This window comes from Streptomyces sp. LUP30 (genome assembly GCF_001746365.1).
Classification (GTDB): domain Bacteria; phylum Actinomycetota; class Actinomycetes; order Streptomycetales; family Streptomycetaceae; genus Streptomyces.
The window spans coordinates 1-21,303 of sequence record NZ_MJAJ01000085.1; the positions used below are offsets into that span (position 1 = coordinate 1).

Below are 21,303 nucleotides of genomic sequence, written 5' to 3' on the forward strand. Positions count from 1 at the left end.
GTGGGGGCCGCCGCGTCGACCACGACACGCTGCACCGCGTCGACTTCCGCGGTTCCGCCACCACGCCCGACGGGCCGTCTGCCGGGCCCGGATCCCCGCAGGGACACCCCGTGCGCGTCGTCGACGCCACCGAGGGGCGGGCCCGGTCCCTGGCCGCACGTCACGCCGACGTCGCCCTGGTACGCGCGGCGAGCCCCGCGCGGGCCCGCGCCGCCCGCGACCGGCTGCGGTCCGAGGCCGCCGGGGCCGGACGCGACCCGGACTCGCTCAGGGTCATGGTGAGCCTGCTGATCGACCTCGGCGACGGCGAGCACGCCGCGCATCCCGGGCACGGCGGGGGCGGCCCCCGGCAGACCCCACGAGGCGCGCTGTACCGGGGCGGCCCCGTCGACCTCGCCGACCTGATCGTCTCCTGGCGTCAGGAGTGCGCCGTCGACGGCTTCCACCTCACCCCCGTCGAACCGCGCCGGGACCTGGAGCGCCTGGTCAACGGCACGGTGGCGCTCCTTCAGCACCGGGGCCTGTTCCGCACGTTCTATCCCGGCAGCACCCTGCGCGAGCATCTGGGACTCGCCCGGCCCGCCGACCGGACCGCGGGGGGAGCGGCCTGAGGGCCGCGCGTGTGCCGAAAGCGGCGCCCGGCACTGCGTCGAGAGGTGCGCCGCCCGCCGCGTCCAGGCCATCCGGACGGTCGAATTCCGGACACCCGGGGCCGGGACGGCCGCAGCGGCGACGCCGGTGCCCACCGCGACCGACCCCGCCCGGGCCGACGCGCGCTCCGGGCGGGGTCGTCGCACAGGTCTCCGTGCAGGCCGCCGCGGGACACGGCCGGGCGCGGACCCGAGGCCCGTCCGCGGCCGGCGGGCGTGAGCGGGGGCGCGGACGGTGCGCGGCAGCGGGGTGCGCCGCCGCGCGAGGGCGCCTCGGGGATGTGGGACGTCGACCGGGACCGCTCGGCGATCCGGCACGGAGACGGGGTCGTGACGGACCGTCCGGGAAGCGCCGGTCGGCGTCCGGACGTCGCACCCCGTCCGGAGGCGGCCGCGCGCGAGACGGTTCGCCGGGGGCGGCGTTCCCCGACGCCACCGGCAGCGCGAACAGTTGACGCTTCCGGTTCTCCGCACTCCGGCGCACCGAACGCGTACGGACGCACGGCGGTGGCCCTCGATGCGGCCGTACTGCCTCCGTGCGCCATTGCCCGTACTTCGGTCCGTTCGCCGCCCCGGCCGGGAAGACATGGGACGTGGTGGTCGAGGAGAAGGAGCGCAACCCGGTCTGAGCTGGGGCAAGAGGGCTGCAAGAGGGATCGACTCACGCAGTTGGTTCACTGGTTGACGGCCGAAAGGCGCCCTTGCGCCTACCGGCCGTTCGGCCGAATACTCCCCCTCAGCGCTTGTCAGGGTCACGGCGTGTCCGAAATCCGGACGAACGTCGGTCCTGGCTGCGCCTCACGGGCCCCGACCCCACACGACGGGCCCCCGACTTCCCCTAGGAGGGAACGAAACGTGAGGATCAAGCGCACCACCCCCACCACCCCCATGAGCGGCATCTCGAGACGGACCCGGCTGACCGCCGTCGCCACCGGACTCGTGGCCGCGGCCGCCATCGCGATCCCCCACGCGAGCGCGGCGGACAACACCACCTTCAGCGCCTCCGAACTCAAGAGCGCCGGAGCCTCGGTGCTCAAGGCGGACGTCCCGGGCACCGCCTGGGCGGTCGACGGCAAGACCAACAGACTGGTGGTCACCGTCGACAGCACGGTCTCCGACTCCGAGATCGCGAAGATCAAGCAGCAGGCGGGCGGCAACGCCGGCGCGCTCACGATCAAGCACACCCCGGGCAAGTTCAACAAGCTCATCGCCGGCGGCGACGCCATCTACGGCGGCGGCTACCGCTGCTCCCTCGGCTTCAACGTCCGCAGCGGCAGCACCTACTACTTCCTCACCGCCGGGCACTGCGGCGAGGTCGCCTCGACCTGGTACTCCAACTCCGGGCAGTCGACCACCCTGGGCACGAACGTCAGCTACAGCTTCCCGACCAACGACTATGCGCTGGTCCGCTACACCAACACCTCCGTCACCAAGTCCGGCACCGCGGGCAACACGGACATCACCAGCGCGGGCACGCCCAGCGTCGGCGCCACGGTCTACCGTGACGGCTCGACCACCGGCATCCACAGCGGCCGCGTGACCGCGCTGAACGCGACCGTGAACTACGGCGGCGGCGACGTCGTCTACGGCATGATCCAGACCAACGTCTGCGCCGAGGGCGGTGACTCCGGCGGCGCGCTGTACTCGACCAGCGGCGTCGCCTACGGCCTGACCTCCGGCGGCAGCGGCAACTGCAGCTCCGGCGGCACCACCTTCTTCCAGCCGGTGGTGGAGGCCCTGAACGCCTACGGCGTCAGCGTCTTCTAGCTCGTCCCGGGCCCCCGCTCGCGCACCGTCGCGCGCGGGGGCCTCTCGCCGTCCGGAGCGCGTTCGTCCGGCTCTGACAAAAGCACCGGCGGGTGCTGCGCACTTGTGAGCACCGCAGGGCCGCCCGGTCCGTGCGGCCCTACGGTCCGGCTATGAACACGAGTCCCAGCCCGGGAAGAACCGCGAAAGCCCTGCGCAGCGCCGCGCTTGCGGTGCTGCTGACCGCAGGCGCGCTCACCGCCGCCCCCGCCGCCCCCGCCGCTCAGGGCGAGTCCACGAGGACCGAGACGCCCGTGGCGTCGACGGGTCCGGTCACCGGGGTGACCGAGACGGCGGTCCGGCTGAAGGCGCCGCTGCCGGCCTCCTTCGGCGCCCGCCCGGCGGCGTGCGACTGGCTGTCGTACCTGCGCTACCGCTCCGCCGACGGTCCCGCGGCGTCGGCCGACGCCGACCGCGTCCTCGTCGCCCAACCGGGCATCCTGGAGGGCGCCGGAGCCTTCGACAGCGTCGCCCGCAACACCGTGGCGCGCGCCGCCGAACAGGGCCTGCACATCGAGTTCTGGGCCCTGGACCGGCGCTCCAACTGCCTGGAGGACCACACCGGCATCGACTCCGGCGACCAGCACGCGGCCGTCGACTACTACTACCGGGGCAGACAGGTCGGCGGGCACGCCTTCGCCGGGTTCGTCGGCAACGAGCGGCTGGGCTGGATGGCGAGGCTCGGCGTCGAGCAGACCGTCCGCGACCAGTACACCCTGCTCACCGCCGAACTGCCCGACCAGCGGGTACGGGAGCGCAAGGTGCTGTGCGGCGGCCACTCCCTCGGCGGGGTCGTCACCGGGTACTTCGCCACGGCCGACTTCGACGGCGACCGCGCCACCACCGCCGACGCCGGCTACCGGCAGTGCGCCGGCTACTTCGCCCTCGACACCACCGTGTCCACCTCGCTCGGCGACCTCAGCGGCAGCATCCCGGACGACACGAACCTGCCCGACGTCGGCCTCGGCTACGGCGTCGTCCAGGCCGGGCTCGACAGCGGAGTGCTGCCGCGCTCGCTGTCCGCGCCGGTCCTGCTCAACCCCGAGACGATGACGTTGCTGGCCATCGCCGGTCTCGGCGCCGTGCGGGACCCGGGCGGCGAGGCCGACCTGCCGTCCTATCTGCCCTCCGGCCTCGACATCGAGGCCACCAACCGCTTCCTGTTCTCCAAGGACGCCGCCGCCTTCCTCACCGGCACGCCCGCGGTGAAGGACTTCCGGCTGACCAACGCCGCCGTGCTCGGGGCGCTGATGGACGACAACTCCGTGCCGCTGGCGTTCCTGCAGAGCAGCGTCGGGTTCTTCGACGGCGGGCCGGTCGTCGACAAGAGCTTCCCCGTCGCCAACGGCGGCGAGCAGCAGCCGGGGCTGTTCGGCACCGCCTACAAGGCCATCCCGGACCGGCCGCACGGGCCGCTGTACACCTGGCGCGACTACGACCGGGTCGGCGATCCCGACGACCCGGGCCGCCGGTCCGCCGACGGGACGCCGTTCACCGGCGCCGACAAGGAGGTCACCGCGCTCGGGGAGCTGGCCCGCAGCCTCGCCGAGCAGCCGCTGGACTTCACCGAGCAGTACTTCCCGACGAAGCTCGTCACCGATCTCGAACTGGCCGGATCCCCGCAGGTGAAGCGGCTCGTCGCGCACCCGGAGGGGCTCACCGCGAAGCCGACCCTCACCGTGCTCGCGGGCGACGGCCTGCTGGCCGGCCGCATCCCGGCCGACCTGCACCCGCTGGTCGCCGACGGCTACCAGCACCTCGACGTGCTGACCGCGGCGCCGGCGCAGAACAACGGCCGGCCCGAGCCCGTCTCCACCGGTCTCACCGCGTTCGCACGCGATCCCCGCTAGTGCCGTGACCGGAGACGATCACCGGGCCGGTGCCGGCCGGTCCGCCGGAGCGGACGACCACTCACCGCCTGAACGCACGACCCTGGTGTTCCATCCCGGTCACACCGGGAGCACGGCAAGGGCATGACGCAGTTCACCGGGCGCACTCACACACCGGTCATGAGAATCCGAAGGCGCCGACCCGGCGGACCGTTCCGGCCACGGAACCGGCGGCACCCGCGCGGCGGAAGGGCCCGGGAGGATCTTCTCCCGGGCCCTTCCTTCGTGCCGGATCGAGGCTCAGGGCCTGCGCGGGGCGGGACTCAGACCCGCCCCGCCGCGAAGACGGCCGCCGCGTCGGCGTTCGCCGTGTAGCCGAGGTGCGCCAGCACGTCGCCGCCGCCGTTCTCGCAGATGGGGTCGCCGTGGGCGCAGAAGTCGACGGTGCGGCCCTGGTAGACGCCGGTGACGCTCTTGCCGAGGGCCCGGATGGGGTTGCCGAACAGCAGCACCGCCGCCACCCGCGGTTCGAGAGCGGCGGGGATCGTGGCGACGATGGGGCTGCCGACCACCGCGCCGGCACTGCTGACGCCGATGGAGTTGTCGACGACGTTCGCGCCCTGCGAATAGCCGACGAGGACGAACCGCTGGTTCGGGCAGGCGGCTGCCTGGCTTTTGACGTGGTTCACCACATCCGCGTTGCCCTGTGCGGCCGAGGTGAGGGAAAGGTCCGCCGGATAGTTCACCTTGTAGCTGGAGAGGCTTTTACCCGTCAGTTTCCGCTGCAGGGCGGAATAGACCGGGTCGCCGACGATCAGGCCGAGCGTGCCCGGTTCGAAGGTGCCGCGAGCGGCCACGACGTCGATGTCCGAGCAGGCGGCGGCCGATGCGGCGGACGCGGTGAGTCCGGCCGCGGCGACCCCGCCGAGCAGGGAGAGCGCGGCCAGGCACGAGCGAATACGCATGGGGATCCTTTGCGGGTGGGGCGCGATCGAGCGCCTGGGGGAAAGGACGTCCCGAACGTATTCGCTTTGCCTGTTCAGTTGTTATGGACGGGAATTCAGAAACTCCCCGTTTTTTGTTGCCGATATGAGCGGAAGGAAAGTCGGACGAGGGCCGGCCGGCGCGGACGTCACCTAGGTCGCGCAGTCGCGGGGTGCCCGCAACTCCTCGGCGCGCAGCGCCAGGATGAGGTCCAGCCGGGTGGCGGGCTCGTGCAGCGCGTCGCCGAACAACTTCTCCAGCTGGCGCAGCCGGTAGCGGACCGTCTGCGGGTGCACGTGCAGCCGGGCGGCGACGTCGGGCACGTTGCTGCCGCTGAGCAGCCAGGCCAGCAGCGTCTCCGCGAGCCGGGGGCGCTGTCCCTCGGACACCGCGTCGAGCGGCGCGAGGACCCGCGACTCCAGGTGGGCGAGCAGCGGCTCGTCGCCGTGCAGCAGCAGGGTCGACAGATGGTCGGCGCATCGCACCACACCCTGCCGGGGCAGCACCCCACGGCCCATCAGCCCCAGCGCCCGGGTGGCCCAGTGCAGCGACCGGGCGGCCTCGGCGAGCGGGACCGTGGGGCCGATCGCCGCCGGCCGGCCGCGCAGCGCGAGGCCGAACGCCCGCCCGCCGAAGCGGCCGGAACCGTCCGGGTCGGGCACCAGCATCCGCGGCGGCCGGGACTCCATGTCCACCAACATCCCGGCAGCCGCCAGCGGCCGCTCCTCCTCGCGCTGCTCCGGCCCGGCCGCCAGCGCGACGACCGCGGCATACGGCGGCACCGACCACCGGGCGCCGTGCGCCAGGTTCTGCACCGCCTCCGGGGACACCGGGCCGTCGCCGAGCAGCAGGCCGAGCAGCCGTCTGCGCCGGCGCTCCAGCTCGTCCGTACTGCGCAGCCGGGCCTCCGCGTAACCGGCGGCGGCCGCCTCCGCCACCTCGTGGACGGTCCGGAACGCCAGCTCGCCCAGGGCAGCCACCACCGTGGAGTCCAGCCCGAGCTCCTCGGCGGTGCGGCCCATCTCCCGCCAGGCCCGCAGTCCTCCGACGCGCAGCGCGGACTGCAGCGCGTCCAGGCTGCGCCCCTCCAGGGCTTCGCCACGGCCGAGTTCGTAGTAGGTCGCCGCGATCGCGTCACCCCGCCCGCGCGGGTCGGCGATATGGTCCACGAAGAGCGTGAGGGCCTGGACGACGCCGGCCCTGAGGCGCGCGCGATACGTCCCGTCGGCCGGCCGCGCGTACTCCGGGACCTGGCTGCGGACCTCCTCCTCCACCTCGTCGGCGACGGCCTCGAGGCCGTCGCGCAGCAGTCTGGCCAGTTCGGGGGGCACAGGGGAGACTCCGAGGCCCTGCGGCACACCGTGCGGGGTGGGGGAAGCCACGGCGGACACTCCTTTCACCCGGAGGCGGCTCACCCGCGGGCCGTCGCCCGTGGGACGAGGGGGCAGTCCCGTGTTGGACGCGCGTCCCCTGCGCTCCGTTCCGTGCCCCGGCGCCGCGGGCGTCACTCCGGCACCCCCAGCGCACGGGCGAGCATCGGCCATGACGCGGTGAACTCCCGCTTCCAGTAGGTCCAGCTGTGTCCTCCTCCCGCGTAGTAGTGGGTGGTGACCGGGATGCCGAGCAGCGCGAGCGTGTCGGTGAAGGCGTGGGCGGAGGGCCACAGGGCGCTCTCCAGCGCCTCGGGCAGCCAGTCGCCGCTGCCGCCCGCGACTCCGCTGCCGTTGGACACGTACAGGCTCGTGCCGCGCAGCCCGGCCGCCCGGGCGCGCGGGTTGAAGTCGCGCCAGGTGAGGAGGTTCAGCAGCGGATTGCCCCACAGGGCCGGGGGCAGCAGGTTCTCGCGGGCGACGATGGCGTCCACGATCGGCGGTACGCCCGGCGCGGTGGTGTCGAGGATGCCGCTGTAGGAGGCCGCCGCCGCGTACCGGCCGGGATGGCGTGCCGCGTGCGCCATCGCGCCGTAGCCGCCGGTGGAGACCCCGGCGACCGCCCGTACGCCGGAGGCCCGGTAGCTCCGGGCGAGCAGCGCCGGAACCTCCTCGACCTGGAAGGTCTCGTAGTCGGGGCCGCTGCGCCAGTGGGTGGGAATGCCGGTGGGTCCCGCGTCCGGGATCGCCACGATCAGCTCCCGGCCCGCGGTGAAGGACTCGATGTCCGTCTCCCGGGTCCACGAGGTGTAGTCGTCGTGGGCGCCGTGCAGCAGGTACAGGACGGGATAGGAGCGGTCGGTCCGGGCGTCGAAGTCCGACGGCAGGATCAGCCGCAGCGGCGCGCTGCGGCCGAGGGCCGCGGACGCCACGGACACGTCCAGGGTGCGCGGTCCGAGCCGGGTCACGGCCCGGGCGGTGGCGGTTCCGGCGCCGAAGATCGCGGTCAGGCCGACGGCCGTCGCCGCTCTGGCGACGGCGCGTCGGGACACTCCGGTGGTGGGGTGGGGGGACATGGCGGCTCCTCGTCGTCCGGTTCAGCGGCTGTGCTCGGCGAGCGCGCGCCGCAGATGGGCGGCGAGCTCGTCGACGTGCGGGGGGTCGAGCAGCGACAGATGGTGGCCCTCGACCGCTACGACCGTCAGGCTCGGGCAGACCTCGTCCCAGCCCAGGGCCTCGTCGTCGCGTTCGTAGGCGGGGTCGCGCACGGTGTGCGGGGCGGGTTCTGCGGCCCGGTACAGCACCACCGGTCCCTCGTAGGTCCCGGGCCGGTGGGCCTCGCCGATCCTGAGGTCCAGGTAGGAGGAGCGCTGGTGCTCCAGGGCGGCGGCCGGCAGATCGGCGGCCTCGCGCAGGGCGCGCAGCACGACGTCGATGCGCTCTCCGTCGTCGTCCGTCGCGACGAGCTCGTCGTAGGGCAGCTCCAGCCGGACCCCGTAGGCGTCGGCGACGTGCCGGGCGAAGCCGGTGAAGTGGTCGCGGATCCGGTCCGCCGGGGTCACACCGGGCAGCGGGAGCGGGCGGACGGAGTCGAGGAGGGCCACCAGCTCCACCTCCCGGCCGGAGGCGGTCAGCTGTCGTGCGGTCTCCTGGGCGAGGAAGCCGCCGAAGGACCAACCGCCCAGCGCACACGGCCCGTCGGGGTGGAGCGAGGTGATCGCCTCGGCGTACCGGCGCGCCTTCTCCGTCACCGTGCGGGCCTGTTCGACGCGTTCGAGCCCGTACACCGGCCGGTCGTCCCCGAGCCGGTCGACGAGCGCCCGGTAGACGTCGCTCGTGCCGCCGGCGGCGTGCGGCAGGAACAGCGGAGCCCGGGCGCCGCCGGCGTGCAGGACGCGCAGCGGGGAGTCCGGCTCCCCGGCGGGCAGTGTCCGCCGGATGCGGTCGGCCACCCCCTCGACGGTGCCGGCGCCGAGCAGGGCGCGCAGCGGCAGTGCGATCCCGAACTCGCCTTCGAGGGCGGTGCGGATGCGGACGGCCATCAGGGAGTCCAGGCCCAGGTCGGTCAGGGCGGCGGTGGGTGGGACACGGGCCGCCGGGTGGCCGGTGACCGCGGCGATGTGGTGGCGTACGCGGCCGGTGAGGGAGGCGTCCTCGGGGGCCGTCGTCTCCGCGGCCGGGACGGGCGCCGTCGCCGGACGACCGTCCGTCCACCAGTGCCGTCGGCGCCGCCAGCGCGGTGCGGGCAGGTCGATGACGCGGCCGGGCGGCAGCGGCAGGCGTCCGCCGGCCGCGTACACCGCCCCCACCCCGGTCAGGAACGCGGCGAAGTCGTCGGCGTCGCGGCGCAGGGTGCCCAGGACGAGCGCGCCGGGCGCGTTGCCGGCGACGGCCGCGGTCAGCACCGGGTGGGGCGAGATCTCGACGAAGGCCGTGTGGCCGTCGGCCGCGGCGGCCGCGACCGCCCGGTCCAGGCGCACGGGGCGCCGCAGGTTCGCCGCCCAGTGCGCGGCGTCGAACGCCCCCTCGCCGCGCGGGTCGTCCAGGACGGTGGAGTACACCGGGACACGCGGCCGCCCGCCCCGGACGTCGGCCAGCGCCTCGGTCAACTCCGGCAGCAGCGGATCGACCTGGGGGGAGTGCCCGGCGCCGGCGACGCGCAGGGCGCGGGCGGCCCGCCCCTGCCCCCGCAGCGCCTCCACCAGTTCGGCGACCGCCTCCTGCGCGCCGGTGACGACCTTCTGACCGGGCGCGGAGTGCACGGCGACCTGCACCCCGGGGAACTCCGCCGCCAGGGCGTCGAGTTCGCCGTCGTCGAGGTCGACGACGGCCATCGCCCCGCCGCGCAGCCCGCCGAGCAGCCGGGCCCGCACGGCGACCACCCGGGCCCCGTCCGACGCGTCCAGCGCGCCCGCGCACACCGCGGCGGCCACTTCGCCCAGCGAGTGCCCGATGACGGCGGCGGGCTCGACTCCCTGGGCGCGCCACAGCTCCGCGAGCGCCAACTGCGTTCCGAACAGCACGGGTTGGGCGATCTCCACCCGCTCCAGACCGGCGCCGGAGGACAGCCTTTCGCACAGGGAGAAACTGCAGTGCGGGGCCAGCAGGACATCGAGCTTCTCCACGGCCGCGGCGAAGACCGGCTCCTCGGCCAGCAGCCGACGTCCCATGCCGGCCCATTGGCTGCCGTACCCGGAGAAGACCCACACCGGCCCGCGCCCGACCAGGGAGCGCTCGTCGGCGACGACCCGGGGATGGGGCCGGTCCTGTGCCAGCGCGTCCAGCGCGTCGAGGAGTTCCTCCCGGTCGCGGGCGGTGACGGCGACCCGCGTCCGGCCGCGTCCGGTCCGCCCGGCGAGGGTGCGCGCCACGTCCGCCGGGTGCGCCGCGCCCCCCTCGGGCGTGCGCAGCCACTCGGCCAGCCGGGCCGCGGTGTCCCGGACGCGGGCGGCGTCGACGTCGGAGAGGAGATGCAGACGCGCGGCCGGTTCCCCGTCGGGAGCCCGCCACAGGACGGCCGGTCGCCGCTCCTCCAGCACCGCATGGGCGTTGGTGCCGCCGAAACCGAACCCCGAGACCCCGGCGGTGGCCGTCCCGCCGTAGCGCGGCCATGGCTCCGGCTCGGTCACCACCCGCAGCCGTCCGTCGTCCAGGGCGCTGCCCCGCGCACAGTGCAGGGACGGCGGAACGAGGTCGTGGTGCAGCGCGAGCACCGTCTTCACCAGCCCGGCGATGCCGGCGGCGGACTCCAGATGACCGAGGTTGCCCTTGACGGAGCCGAGCAGCAGCGGCTGGTCGGCGTCGCGGCCCGCCCCGAGCACCGCGCCGAGCGCGCCCGCCTCGATCGGGTCGCCCAGCGGCGTGCCGGTGCCGTGCGCCTCGACGGCGTCGATGTGCCCCGGATCGAGCCCGGCTCGCGCGTAAGCCGTCTCCAACAGGGCGCGCTGGGCCGCGGGGTTGGGCGCCAGGAGACCGCCCGAGCGGCCGTCGGAGTTGACGGCGGTGGCACGGATGACGGCGAGGACGCGGTCGCCGTCCCGTTCGGCGTCGGACAGCCGCTTCAGCAGCACGGCCGCGCAGCCCTCGCCGCGGCCGATGCCGTCGGCCATCGCGGAGAACGGCTTGCAGCGCCCGTCCGGCGCGAGGGCGCCGGCCCGCCGGAACGCGACGGTGACGGCGGGGGAGAGCAGCACGTTGACCCCGGCGGCGATCGCCGTGTCGACCTCGCCCGTGCGCAGACTGACGCACGCCTGGTGCACGGCGACCAGCGACGACGAGCAGGCGGTGTCGACGGCCGTGCTCGGTCCCCGGGTGTCCAGCACGTACGCCACCCGCCCGGCCGTCACGCTCAACGCGCCGCCGGCCGGCGCCCAGGGGTCCACCGCGGCCGGGTCGGCGCCGGTCAGCGAGCCGTACTCCGGCGCGGAGACGCCCACGAAGACGCCGGTCGCCGTGCCGGCGAGGGACGCGGCCGGGACGGACGCGTGATCGAGGGTCTCGTGGACGACCTCCAGCAGGATCCGCTGCTGCGGGTCCATCACGGCGGCCTCGCGCGGGGTGATGCGGAAGAAGTCCGCGTCGAACCCGGCGATGTCGTCGAGGTAGCCGCCGTGCGGCGGCGCTTCGGCGGGCGGGTAGGCGGTGAAGTCCCGCCAGCGGTCCTCGGGCACCCGCCGGATCGCGTCCACGCCCCCGGTCAGCAGCCGCCAGTAGTCCCCGGGCCCGTGCACACCCCCGGGCAGCCGGCATCCCACCCCGATGACCGCGACGGGCTCTCCGGACGGCCCCGGCGTCGCGGCCGGGGGAGCGGCTCGGGGGACCTCCCGGGGAGAGGCATGCGCGGCCGTGCCGCCGCACAGGTGCGCCATCAGGGCGTCGCCGGTGGGCGCCTCCCACAGCAGCGTCGCCGGCAGTTCGCGCCCCGTGGCCCGGGAGAGCTCCCCGGCCAGGACCACCGCGTCCCGCGAGGACATGCCGAGATCCGCGAGCGGCCGGTCCATCGGGACGTCCGCGGCGGCCGTGCCCTGCCAGGAGGCCGCCCGGCGGGCGATCAGCCGGCGCAGCGCCCCCTCGTCGACGCGGCTCATCCGGCCGCCCCCGTCCCCGTCCCCGTCTTCGTCTCCGCACCCGTCCCCTTCGCGTACGCGCCCGCCAGATACCGCTCACGGGCCAGCGTCCGCGACACCTTGCCGCTGGACGTCCGGGGCACGGCGCCCGGTGGCACGAGCACGACGTCGGCGAGCCGCAGCCCGTGCCGGGCGGACACCGCCGCCCGTACCGTGCGCACCAGGGCCGGCACGTCGATCCCGGCGGGGTCCGTGGTCCGTGCGTGCTCCGCCACGACGGCCGCCCGTTCCCCTTCGGGGCCCGGCACGGCGAACGCGGCGAGCCGGTCGCGCCGCACGGCCGGGTGCGCCTCCTGGACGGTGGCCTCCACGTCCTGCGGGTAGTGGTTGCGGCCGTCGACGACGATGAGGTCCTTCAGCCGACCGGTGACGATCAACTGGCCGTCCAGCACCGTCCCGAGATCACCGCTGCGCAGCCAGCCGCCCGAGCCGCGTGCGTCGGCCGCCGGGGACGCAGCCCGGCCGGCCCCCGGGCCGGTCTTGTCGCCGGGCCCGGTTCCGGTCGCCGTCCCGGGTCGGGTGCCGGACGGCGGGTCGGTGAGTTCCGCGTCGAAGACGCGTCGCGTCAGGCGGTCCTGGTCGCGGTAGCCGCGGCCGACGTTGGGGCCGCGCACCCAGATCTCGCCGACCTCGCCCTCCGGCAGGGCGGTGCGCGACGCCGGGTCGACGATGCGGACCTGTTGCCCGGCGGGGGCGCCGCAGCCGGCCAGCAGCACGGCCGCGGGATCGTCGGCCCGCGCCGGCAGGGCCTTCCCGGCGGCCAGGGCGTCGCGGTCGAGCGCGAACCGGCGCAGCGGCTCCCAGGGCCGGGCGGCGCTGACGAACACGGTGGCCTCGGCGAGCCCGTACGACGGGCAGTGGGTCTCCGGCACGAGTCCCCGGTCGGCGAAGGCGGCCTGGAAGGCGTCGGCCGTGCCGGGCCGCACCGGCTCGCTGCCGTTGATCAGCGCGGTGATCCGGTCCAGCCGCAGCTCCGCCTTCTGCCCCTCGGTGACGGCCGAGGCGCAGTAGTCGTAGGCGAAGTTGGGCGCGGCGCTCACCGCGTGCGGGTGCGCGGAGAGCAGCCGCAGCCAGCGCGCGGGCTCGTGCAGGAACGCCACCGGGTCCATGAGCACCGACAGCGCTCCCCGTGAGACCGGGGCGGCGACGCTCAGGACGAGCCCCATGTCGTGGTACAGCGGCAGCCACCCCACGCAGGTCACCGGAGCGCCGTCGGCGACGTAGGCGGTCAGCGCCTGGTGGGCGTTGGCGACGACGTTGGCGTGCGTGATCTCCACGCCCGCCGGGGTCCGGGTCGAGCCGGAGGTGTACTGCAGATAGGCGACGGCCGTGTCGTGCGGCGCGACCGGCCGCCGGTCCCCGGCGGCGGCGTCGGGCACCAGGTCGGCGGCGACGACCGTCACCGCGCCGTCCGCGCAGAACTCCCGCACCTCGTCGAGGACGTCGCTCGTCGTGACGACGACCGCCGGACGCGCGTCGGCGAGAACGGCCGTGAGCCGGTCGCCCTGCCCGGGCAGCCCCGGCGGGTACAGCGGGACGGCGACCATGCGGGCGGCGAGCGCCGCGAGGAACGCGGTGACGTAGTGCGTGCCCTGCGGGCACAGCAGCGCGACCCGCGCTCCGGGCTCGGCCTCCTCGGCGAGCCGTGCGGCCAGGGCCTGCATCCGAAGGTCCAGGCGGCGCCAGGTCAGGGTGCGGTGGACGCCCCGCGGGTGCGCGGCGGGGTGGTCGACGAAGGTGAACGCCCGGCGGTCGGGGGTGGTCTCGGCCCAGTGCCGCACGTACTCCGGCAGGCTCCGGCAGGCGGGCGCGAGCGGGGGGCGGGGGGTGTCCGTCACGGATGGCTCCTCACACGGTCAGAGCGGGATGTTGCCGTGCCGGCGCTCCGGCATCGGGGCGCGCTTGCCGCGCAGCGCGCGCAGGGCGCGGCAGACGTGGGCGCGGGTGTCGCGCGGGGCGATGACCGCGTCGACGTATCCGCGCTCGGCCGCGAGATAGGGGGTGCCGTGGGTGCTCTCGTACCCGGCGACGAGACGGGCGCGCAACGCGTCGGGGTCGTCGGAGGCGGCGAGTTCACGCCGGTGCAGGACGCCGACGGCGCCCTCGGCGCCCATGACCGCGATCCGGGCCGTGGGCCAGGCGAGGTTGATGTCCGCGCCCAGGTGTTTGGAGCCCATCACCGCGTACCCGCCGCCGTAGGCCTTGCGCACCACGACGGTGACCTTGGGGACGGTCGCCTCGGCGTAGGCGTACAGCAGTTTGGCGCCGCGCCGGATGATTCCGCCCTGCTCCTGGCGCACCCCGGAGAGATAGCCGGGGACGTCGGCGAAGGTCAGCAGGGGGAGGCCGAAGGCGTCGCAGAACCGCACGAAGCGTGCGGCCTTCTCGGAGGCGTCGATGTCGAGGACCCCGGCCGCGTGCAGCGGCTGGTTGGCGACGACGCCGACCGGAGCACCCTCGACGAGGGCCAGCGCGCAGACGATGTTGGGCGCGAACAGCTCCTGGATCTCCAGCAGTTCGCCCCTGTCGACGACCGACCGCAGAACGTCGCGCATGTCGTAGGCCTGGGCGAGCCGGTCCGGCACGATCTCGTCGAGCGGCACGCCGGCGCCCGCGGCGGCCGGCGCGTATCGCGGCGGCGGCTCCAGGTTGTTGGCGGGCAGGTACGACAGCAGGTCGCGTACGGTGTCGAGGGCGTCCATCTCGTCGGCGGCGAGGAAGTGGGCGTTGCCGTTGACGGTGTTGCTGGTGCGGGCGCCGCCCAGTTCCTCGGCGCCGGTGCGTTCGCCGGTGACCGCCTCGATGACGTCGGGTCCGGTGACGAACATGTGCGAGGCGCCGTCCACCATCACGGTGAAGTCGGTGATGGCCGGCGAGTACGCGGCCCCGCCGGCGCACGGCCCGAGCACGACCGAGATCTGCGGGATGACCCCGGACGCCTTGACGTTGCGGCGCACCAGCTCGGCGTAGAGGGCTAGCGAGGCGACTCCCTCCTGGATGCGGGCGCCGCCGCCGTCGTTGAGCCCGACGACCGGACAGCCGGTCTTCAGGGCGAGGTCCATCAGGGCGACCGTCTTCTCGCCGAACGCCTCCCCCATGCTGCCGCCGAACACCGTGGGGTCCTGGGCGAACACGCAGACCGGACGTCCGTCGACCGTGCCGTAGCCCGTGACCACGCCGTCGCCGTAGGGCCGTCGGGCCGTCCCGTCACCGGTTGGCCGACCCCGGACGAACAGGCCGGTCTCGGTGAACGAACCCACGTCCAGCAGCAGGTTGATCCGCTCGCGTGCGCCGTGCTCGCCGCGTCTGCGCGGTCCGCCCGGAGCCATCGCCCGGGTCTGTCGGCTCTCCAGGCCGGTGAGACGTTCGGCGGTGCCGTCGGGCACGCGCGTCGCCGTCTCCCGCCCCCGGGATGTCGTCGCCTCTGGCGTCACAGCCACCTCCGAAAGTGGCTTCGAATATGGCAGCGGCCAGGGGGAGGGCCGAACGGATCGGCGCTTCGTGTGCGCGAGATGAGTCTCCCGGGCAGCCGGTTCGTCCCTGGATGACAACGGCCGGAAGGGGTGGTGAAGGAGCGAGGGGCGCGCGGTGCCCACCCTGTGCGCTTGTCGAGGTCGACCTTGTGCGCTCTCTGCGGGGTTCGGAAGAGTGGGCGGCCGCCGGTCATCCTTCCGGCCCGCCGCGGTCTGCGCGACCGTCCCGGACCGACCCCCCCACAGGAGGACGCGAGTTGAAGCACCGACGGATATCCGGGCGACGGGCGGGCGTGGCGGGCGCGGGTGTCGCCGCGCTCGTCGCGGCGGGAGTCACCTTCCAGAGCGCGAACGCCGACGAGCCGGCGGACACCCCGCGGCCCGCCGTCCTCTCGGCCCTCGCGGCCGGAAAGCTGGCCTCGGCCCTGAGCGCGGACCTCGGCGACGACGCGGCGGGCACGTACTACGACGCCGAGAGCCGCAGTCTCGTGGTGAACGTCGCCGACGAGAGCGCCGCGGACACCGTCGAGGCGGCCGGCGCCCGGGCCAGAGTCGTCGAGAACACCCTCGCCGAACTGACTGGCGCCCATGCGAAGCTCAAGGCGGACGCGTCCGTCCCGGGCACCGCCTGGGTGACCGACCCGACCACCGGCAGGGTCGTCGTCTCCGCCGACCGCACGGTCTCCGACGCACAGTGGGGCAAGCTCTCCAAGATCGTCGACGGCCTCGGTCCGGTGGCCGAACTCCGGCGCGCCAAGGGGGAGTTCAAACCCTTCATCGCGGGCGGCGACGCCATCGGCGGCGACGGCGGGCGCTGCTCGCTCGGCTTCAACGTGGTCAAGGGCGGCGAGCCGTACTTCCTGACCGCAGGGCACTGCACCGACGCCATCTCCACCTGGTCGGACTCCTCCGGCGCGAAGATCGGCGCCGACGCGGCCTCCAGCTTCCCGGGCGACGACTACGGCCTGGTCAAGTACACCGCCGACGTGCCCCATCCGAGCGAGGTGAACCTCTACGACGGCTCGGCCCAGCGGATCACCGGCGCCGCCGAGGCCACCGTCGGCATGAAGGTCACCCGCAGCGGCTCGACCACCCGGGTGCACTCCGGCACCGTCACCGGCCTGGACGCCACGGTGAACTACGGCAACGGCGACGTCGTCGACGGCCTGATCCAGACCGACGTGTGCGCCGAGCCCGGCGACAGCGGCGGCTCCCTGTTCTCGGGCAGCAGCGCCGTCGGCCTGACCTCGGGCGGCAGCGGCGACTGCACCTCCGGCGGGGAGACGTTCTTCCAGCCGGTGACGGAGGCGCTGTCGGCGACGGGGACGCGGATCGGCTGACGGGCCGGCACGGCACCGACGGAGGTCCCGCCCCGCGCACCGGGGCGGGACCTCACGCCTTCCTCGGGCCGGACCTCACGCCTGCCGCGCCGCGCCGCGGGTCATGGCGTGCTCTGCGCGCGGCGCGTCCGCAGGACGGAGGCCAGCAGGGTGACGACGACGCCCCCGACCGCCCACGCGGACAGCACCAGCAGGGACCCGGTCATGTCGTTGCCCTCGAAGTAGGCGATCGAGCGCGCCGCCCAGGTCCCCGCACCGGGCGGCAACGCAGGGCCGATCGCCTTCCAGAACGGCGGGAGCAGCGGGGGCGGCAGGGCGCCGCCCGCGCTCGGGTTGCCCAGGATCACCACGAGCAGGATGACCAGCCCGATGCCGGCGAGCCCGAAGACGCCCTGGAAGGCGAGCGTGGCCGCGCCGACCGCGAAGACGATCAGCGCGCCGAGCCCCCAGTAGGCCGCGAGGCTGCCCGGCAGGGCGTCCAGGACCGGTCCGACGATCAGAGCGCCGCCGAGTCCGCCGACGATCCCGACGACGGCCATGGCGAGCAGCCGGATCACCGCGCGGCGCGGGGTGGAGCGGCCGGCGCCCGAGCTGATGACCATGATCGAGGCGCAGAGGTAGCCGCCCACGCACCAGCCGACGGTCAGATAGAAGGACGACAGCCCGTTGGCGTCCTCCTTGTCCGCCGGGACCACGTCGACGGTCCGCAGGGTGCGCGCCCCGGACTTCTCCAGGGCGGTGGTGAGCGTCACCAGGGTGGCGGCCAGCACCTTGCCGCCGCCGGTGGCCACCAGGAGGGTGTCGGCGCCACCGGCCGGGCCGACCACGAGGGCGCCGTCGATCTTCCGGTCGAGGATCTGTGCGCGGGCCGTCGCCGCGTCGGCCACGGCGCGCGGGTCCAGGGGGCCGCCGGGCAGCTTCTCCAGCCGGGCCACCGTCTGCCGGGCGACGGGCTGGGGCGCGACGACCCCGAAGGGCACGTCCTTGGGTCTGGGGTCGTGCAGCGCCCCCACGTAGGAGGCGATGAAGAGCAGATGGAGCGCGACCACGCCGATGACCAGGAGCGTGGCCCGCGGGGTGACGGCGTCCTTCACCTCGTCGAGGAAGGAGCCACGGGAAGGGCCGCGGGGGGTGTCGGCGCCGGTGCTCTGCGTCATGTTCCCACGGTCCGGGGCGCGGGATGTTTCCGCAGGTGGGGGGCGTCCGAACGGCTGTCGTACATACGTTCGGGATTTGGTCTATGGTGGGGGTGGGAGAGTAGTGAACTGATGTTCGATTCGTTCGGCTCATTCGATTTCGGGAGGTGCGGATGCCGGGGTTCACGCATCTGCACACCGTCTCCGGGTTCTCCCTGCGGTACGGGGCCTCGCACCCGGAGCGGCTGGCCGAGCGGGCCTCGGAGCGGGGCATGGACGCCCTCGCCCTCACCGACCGCGACACCCTCGCGGGCACGGTCCGCTTCGCCAAGGCCTGCGCGAAGGCGGGCGTGCGCCCGCTGTTCGGGGTGGACCTGGCGGTCACGGCGCCCGAGCGTCCGCAGGGCGACGCGTCGTCCGTACGGCGGGACCGCCGCCGCACCCCCGTGCGCGGCGGCGCCTTCGTCGACGAGTCGACACCCCGCGTCACCTTCCTCGCCCGCGACGGCGCCCGGGGCTGGGCCGACCTGTGCCGACTGGTCACGGCGGCGCACGCGGGGGACGGCACGGGCCTGCCGTCGCTGCCCTGGGCCGACAACCACGGCGACGGTCTGACCGTCCTGCTCGGCCCGGCCTCCGACGTCGGCCGCGCGCTCGCCGCGGGCCGTCCGGACCGGGCCGCGAGGCTCCTCGCCCCCTGGCGCGAGGCGTACGGCGACGCCCTGCGCCTGGAGGCCGTCTGGCACGGGCGCACCGGCACCGGTCCCGGTTCCCTGCGGCTGGCCGCCCGCACCGTCGGCTTCGCCGCCGAACAGCGGATCCGGCCCGTGCTCAGTAACGCCGTCCGGTACGCCGACCCCGGCCAGGGACCGGTCGCCGACATCCTGGACGCGGCCCGCCGACTGGTCCCCGTCGATCCGGCCAAGGAGCTCGACTCGGGCGAGGCCTGGCTCAAGGGCGCGGACGCCATGCTCGGGGCGGCGGAGCGGGTCGTGGAGGCCGCGGGCTTCCGGCGGGACGTCGCCCACCGGCTGCTGGAGCAGACCCGGGCCGCGGCCGCCGAGTGCCTGGTCGACCCCGAGGACGACCTGGGCATGGGCGCCGTCCACTTCCCCGAGCCGCATCTCGTGGGCGCGGACCGCCGCACCGCCCAGCGGACGCTGGCCTCACGAGCGGCGGCCGGGATGGTGCTGCGGGGCTACGACCGGTCCGCGAAGGCGCGGCCGTACTGGGAGCGGATGCACGACGAGCTCGACATCATCGCCCACCACGGGTTCGCCTCCTATTTCCTGACGGTGGCCCAGGTCGTGGACGACGTACGGAAGATGGGCATCCGGGTCGCCGCGCGCGGCTCGGGCGCGGGCTCCCTCGTCAACCACCTCCTCGGCATCGCCCACGCCGACCCCCTGGAGCACGGGCTGTTGATGGAGCGCTTCCTGTCCCGGGAGCGGGTCGTGCTGCCCGACATCGACGTCGACGTGGAGTCCGCGCGCCGGCTGGAGGTCTACCGCGCGATCATCGGCCGCTTCGGGGCCGAGCGGGTGGCGACGGTCGCGATGCCGGAGACGTACCGCGTCCGCCACGCGATCCGGGACGTCGGCGCGGCCCTGTCCATGGACCCGGCCGAGATCGACCGCGTCGCCAAGTCCTTCCCGCACATCCGGGCCCGGGACGCCCGAGCGGCCCTGGAGGAGCTGCCCGAACTCCGGGCGCTGGCGGGGGAGAAGGAGCGGTACGGGCGGCTGTGGGAGCTGGTCGAGGCCCTCGACGCCCTCCCGCGCGGAGTCGCCATGCACCCGTGCGGGGTGCTCCTGTCCGACGCCTCCCTGCTCTCCCGCACGCCGGTCGTGCCGACCAGCGGCGAGGGGTTCCCGATGGCCCAGTTCGACAAGGACGACGTCGAGGACCTCGGGCTGCTCAAGCTGGACGTGCTGGGCGTGCGGATGCAGTCGGCGATGGCGCACGCGGTGGCGGAGGTGGAGCGGGCGACCGGGGAGCGGATCGACCTGGACGCGGTCGAGGAGGGCGACCCGGCGACGTACCGGCTCATCCGGTCCACCGAGACGCTCGGGTGCTTCCAGATCGAGTCGCCGGGCCAGCGGGACCTGGTGGGGCGGTTGCAGCCGGCCACCTTCCACGACCTGGTCGTCGACATCTCCCTCTTCCGGCCCGGCCCGGTCGCCGCCGACATGGTGCGGCCGTTCATCGAGGCCCGGCACGGGCGCGCGCCGGTCCGGTACCCGCATCCGGATCTGGTGGAGCCGCTGCGGGACACCTACGGCGTCGTCGTCTTCCACGAGCAGATCATCGACATCGTCGCGATCATGACCGGCTGTGGACGCGGCGAGGCCGACCGGGTGCGGCGCGGGCTCTCCGACCCGGAGTCCCAGGGGCGGATCAAGGTGTGGTTCGCGCAGCACGCGGCGGCGGGGGGATACAGCGCAGAAACGATTCAGCGGACCTGGGAGATCATCGAGGCCTTCGGCTCCTACGGCTTCTGCAAGGCGCACGCGGTCGCCTTCGCCGTCCCGACGTACCAGTCGGCGTGGCTGAAGGCGCACCACCCGGCCGCCTTCTACGCCGGACTGCTCACGCACGACCCCGGGATGTACCCCAAGCGGCTGCTGCTGGCGGACGCGCGGCGGCGGGGGGTGCCGATCCTCCCGCTGGACGTGAACCGGTCGGGCGTCGCCCACCGTATCGAACTGGTGTCTGAATCAAGAGGATCGACGCCGTCGACGCCATCGACGCCATCGACGCCATCGGCGGATTCCGCGGATTCCGCGGATTCCGCGGATTCTCCCGGGCGTTGGGGGCTGCGGCTCGCCCTCTCCGACGTGCACGGCATCAGCGAGGCCGAGGCGGCACGGGTCGCGGACGGGCAGCCGTACGCCTCGCTGCTGGACTTCTGGGAGCGGGCACGCCCGAGCCGGCCGCTGGCCGGGCGGCTCGCCCAGGTCGGCGCGCTGGACGCCTTCGGCGCCAACCGCCGTGACCTGCAACTGCACCTGACCGAGCTGCACCGCGGTGGGCGCGGGGCGGGCGGCGGCCAACTCCCTCTGGCGGGCGGGCGGAAGACCGCCCCGGCCGGGCTGCCCGACCTGACCTCGGCCGAGCGGCTCAGCGCCGAGCTGGGCGTGCTGTCCATGGACGCCTCGCGCCATCTGATGGACGACCACGGCGACTTCCTCGCCGAGCTGGGCGTGGTCTCGGCCCGGCGGCTGCGGGAGGCGCGGCACGGAGAGACCGTGCTGGTCGCGGGTGCCAAGGCGGCCACCCAGACCCCGCCGATCCGGTCCGGCAAACGGGTCGTCTTCAGCACCCTGGACGACGGCACCGGCCTGGTCGACCTGGCCTTCTTCGAGGACTCCCACGACGCCTGCGCCCACACCGTCTTCCACTCCTGGCTGCTGCTGGTGCGCGGGGTGGTGCAGCGGCGCGGGCCGCGCAGCCTCAGCGTGGTGGGCTCGGCGGCCTGGAACCTCGCCGACCTGCTGGAGGTGCGCCGGGACGAGGGGCTGGAAGGCGTCGCGGCCCGGCTGGCCGCCCCGGGCGGCGCCCCCGGCGCGGGCGCCGCCGACGACGGCGA

General features: G+C 74.7%; 12 protein-coding genes. 5 read left to right on the plus strand and 7 right to left on the minus strand.

The genetic code is table 11. The features are described 5' to 3' along the window. The 3 genes from BG482_RS38490 to BG482_RS38500 all read left to right on the plus strand — a co-directional run. On the plus strand, nucleotides 1–611 hold a 611-nt coding region (locus BG482_RS38490), incomplete at its 5' end, for an LLM class flavin-dependent oxidoreductase (RefSeq protein WP_141746714.1). A gap of 894 nt (nucleotides 612–1,505) precedes the next feature. Beyond that, on the plus strand, nucleotides 1,506–2,417 hold the full coding sequence (locus BG482_RS38495; RefSeq protein WP_069773866.1) for a S1 family peptidase: 912 nt from the start codon (nucleotides 1,506–1,508) through the stop codon (nucleotides 2,415–2,417). Nucleotides 2,418–2,569: 152 nt separating this feature from the next. After that, a complete protein-coding gene (locus BG482_RS38500) occupies nucleotides 2,570–4,306 on the plus strand; it encodes a hypothetical protein (protein ID WP_069773867.1) in 1,737 nt (578 codons plus the stop codon). 302 nt (nucleotides 4,307–4,608) lie between these two features. Here BG482_RS38500 and BG482_RS38505 read toward each other — a convergent pair whose 3' ends face one another. From BG482_RS38505 to BG482_RS38530, 6 genes are all read right to left on the minus strand, one after another. Beyond that, complete coding sequence (locus tag BG482_RS38505; protein WP_069773868.1) at nucleotides 4,609–5,250, minus strand: cutinase family protein; 642 nt, start codon at nucleotides 5,248–5,250, stop codon at nucleotides 4,609–4,611. A gap of 171 nt (nucleotides 5,251–5,421) precedes the next feature. Next, a complete protein-coding gene (locus BG482_RS38510) occupies nucleotides 5,422–6,651 on the minus strand; it encodes a CdaR family transcriptional regulator (RefSeq protein ID WP_069773869.1) in 1,230 nt (409 codons plus the stop codon). Between the two features lie 122 nt (nucleotides 6,652–6,773). Then, complete coding sequence (locus BG482_RS38515; protein ID WP_069773870.1) at nucleotides 6,774–7,715, minus strand: alpha/beta hydrolase family protein; 942 nt, start codon at nucleotides 7,713–7,715, stop codon at nucleotides 6,774–6,776. A gap of 21 nt (nucleotides 7,716–7,736) precedes the next feature. After that, on the minus strand, nucleotides 7,737–11,726 hold the full coding sequence (locus BG482_RS38520) for a type I polyketide synthase (protein WP_069773871.1): 3,990 nt from the start codon (nucleotides 11,724–11,726) through the stop codon (nucleotides 7,737–7,739). Further along, nucleotides 11,723–13,603, minus strand: coding sequence for a fatty acyl-AMP ligase (locus tag BG482_RS38525; RefSeq protein ID WP_069773872.1), 1,881 nt, complete (start codon nucleotides 13,601–13,603; stop codon nucleotides 11,723–11,725). Before BG482_RS38525 ends, BG482_RS38520 begins: the two co-directional genes overlap by 4 nt. Before the next feature lie 18 nt (nucleotides 13,604–13,621). Continuing rightward, entirely contained in the window at nucleotides 13,622–15,094 is a 1,473-nt protein-coding gene (locus tag BG482_RS38530) for an acyl-CoA carboxylase subunit beta (protein ID WP_079142671.1), read from the minus strand. A 401-nt stretch (nucleotides 15,095–15,495) separates the two neighbouring features. Between BG482_RS38530 and BG482_RS38535 the strand changes: the two genes are divergently transcribed. Beyond that, nucleotides 15,496–16,578, plus strand: a complete 1,083-nt coding sequence (locus tag BG482_RS38535; RefSeq protein ID WP_069773874.1) for a S1 family peptidase — start codon at nucleotides 15,496–15,498, stop codon at nucleotides 16,576–16,578. 101 nt (nucleotides 16,579–16,679) lie between these two features. Here BG482_RS38535 and BG482_RS38540 read toward each other — a convergent pair whose 3' ends face one another. Then, entirely contained in the window at nucleotides 16,680–17,735 is a 1,056-nt protein-coding gene (locus BG482_RS38540; protein ID WP_069773875.1) for a DUF3533 domain-containing protein, read from the minus strand. A 152-nt stretch (nucleotides 17,736–17,887) separates the two neighbouring features. Here BG482_RS38540 and BG482_RS38545 point away from each other — a divergent pair. Beyond that, the coding region (locus tag BG482_RS38545) for a DNA polymerase III subunit alpha (protein WP_069773876.1) at nucleotides 17,888–21,303 on the plus strand (3,416 nt) is incomplete at its 3' end.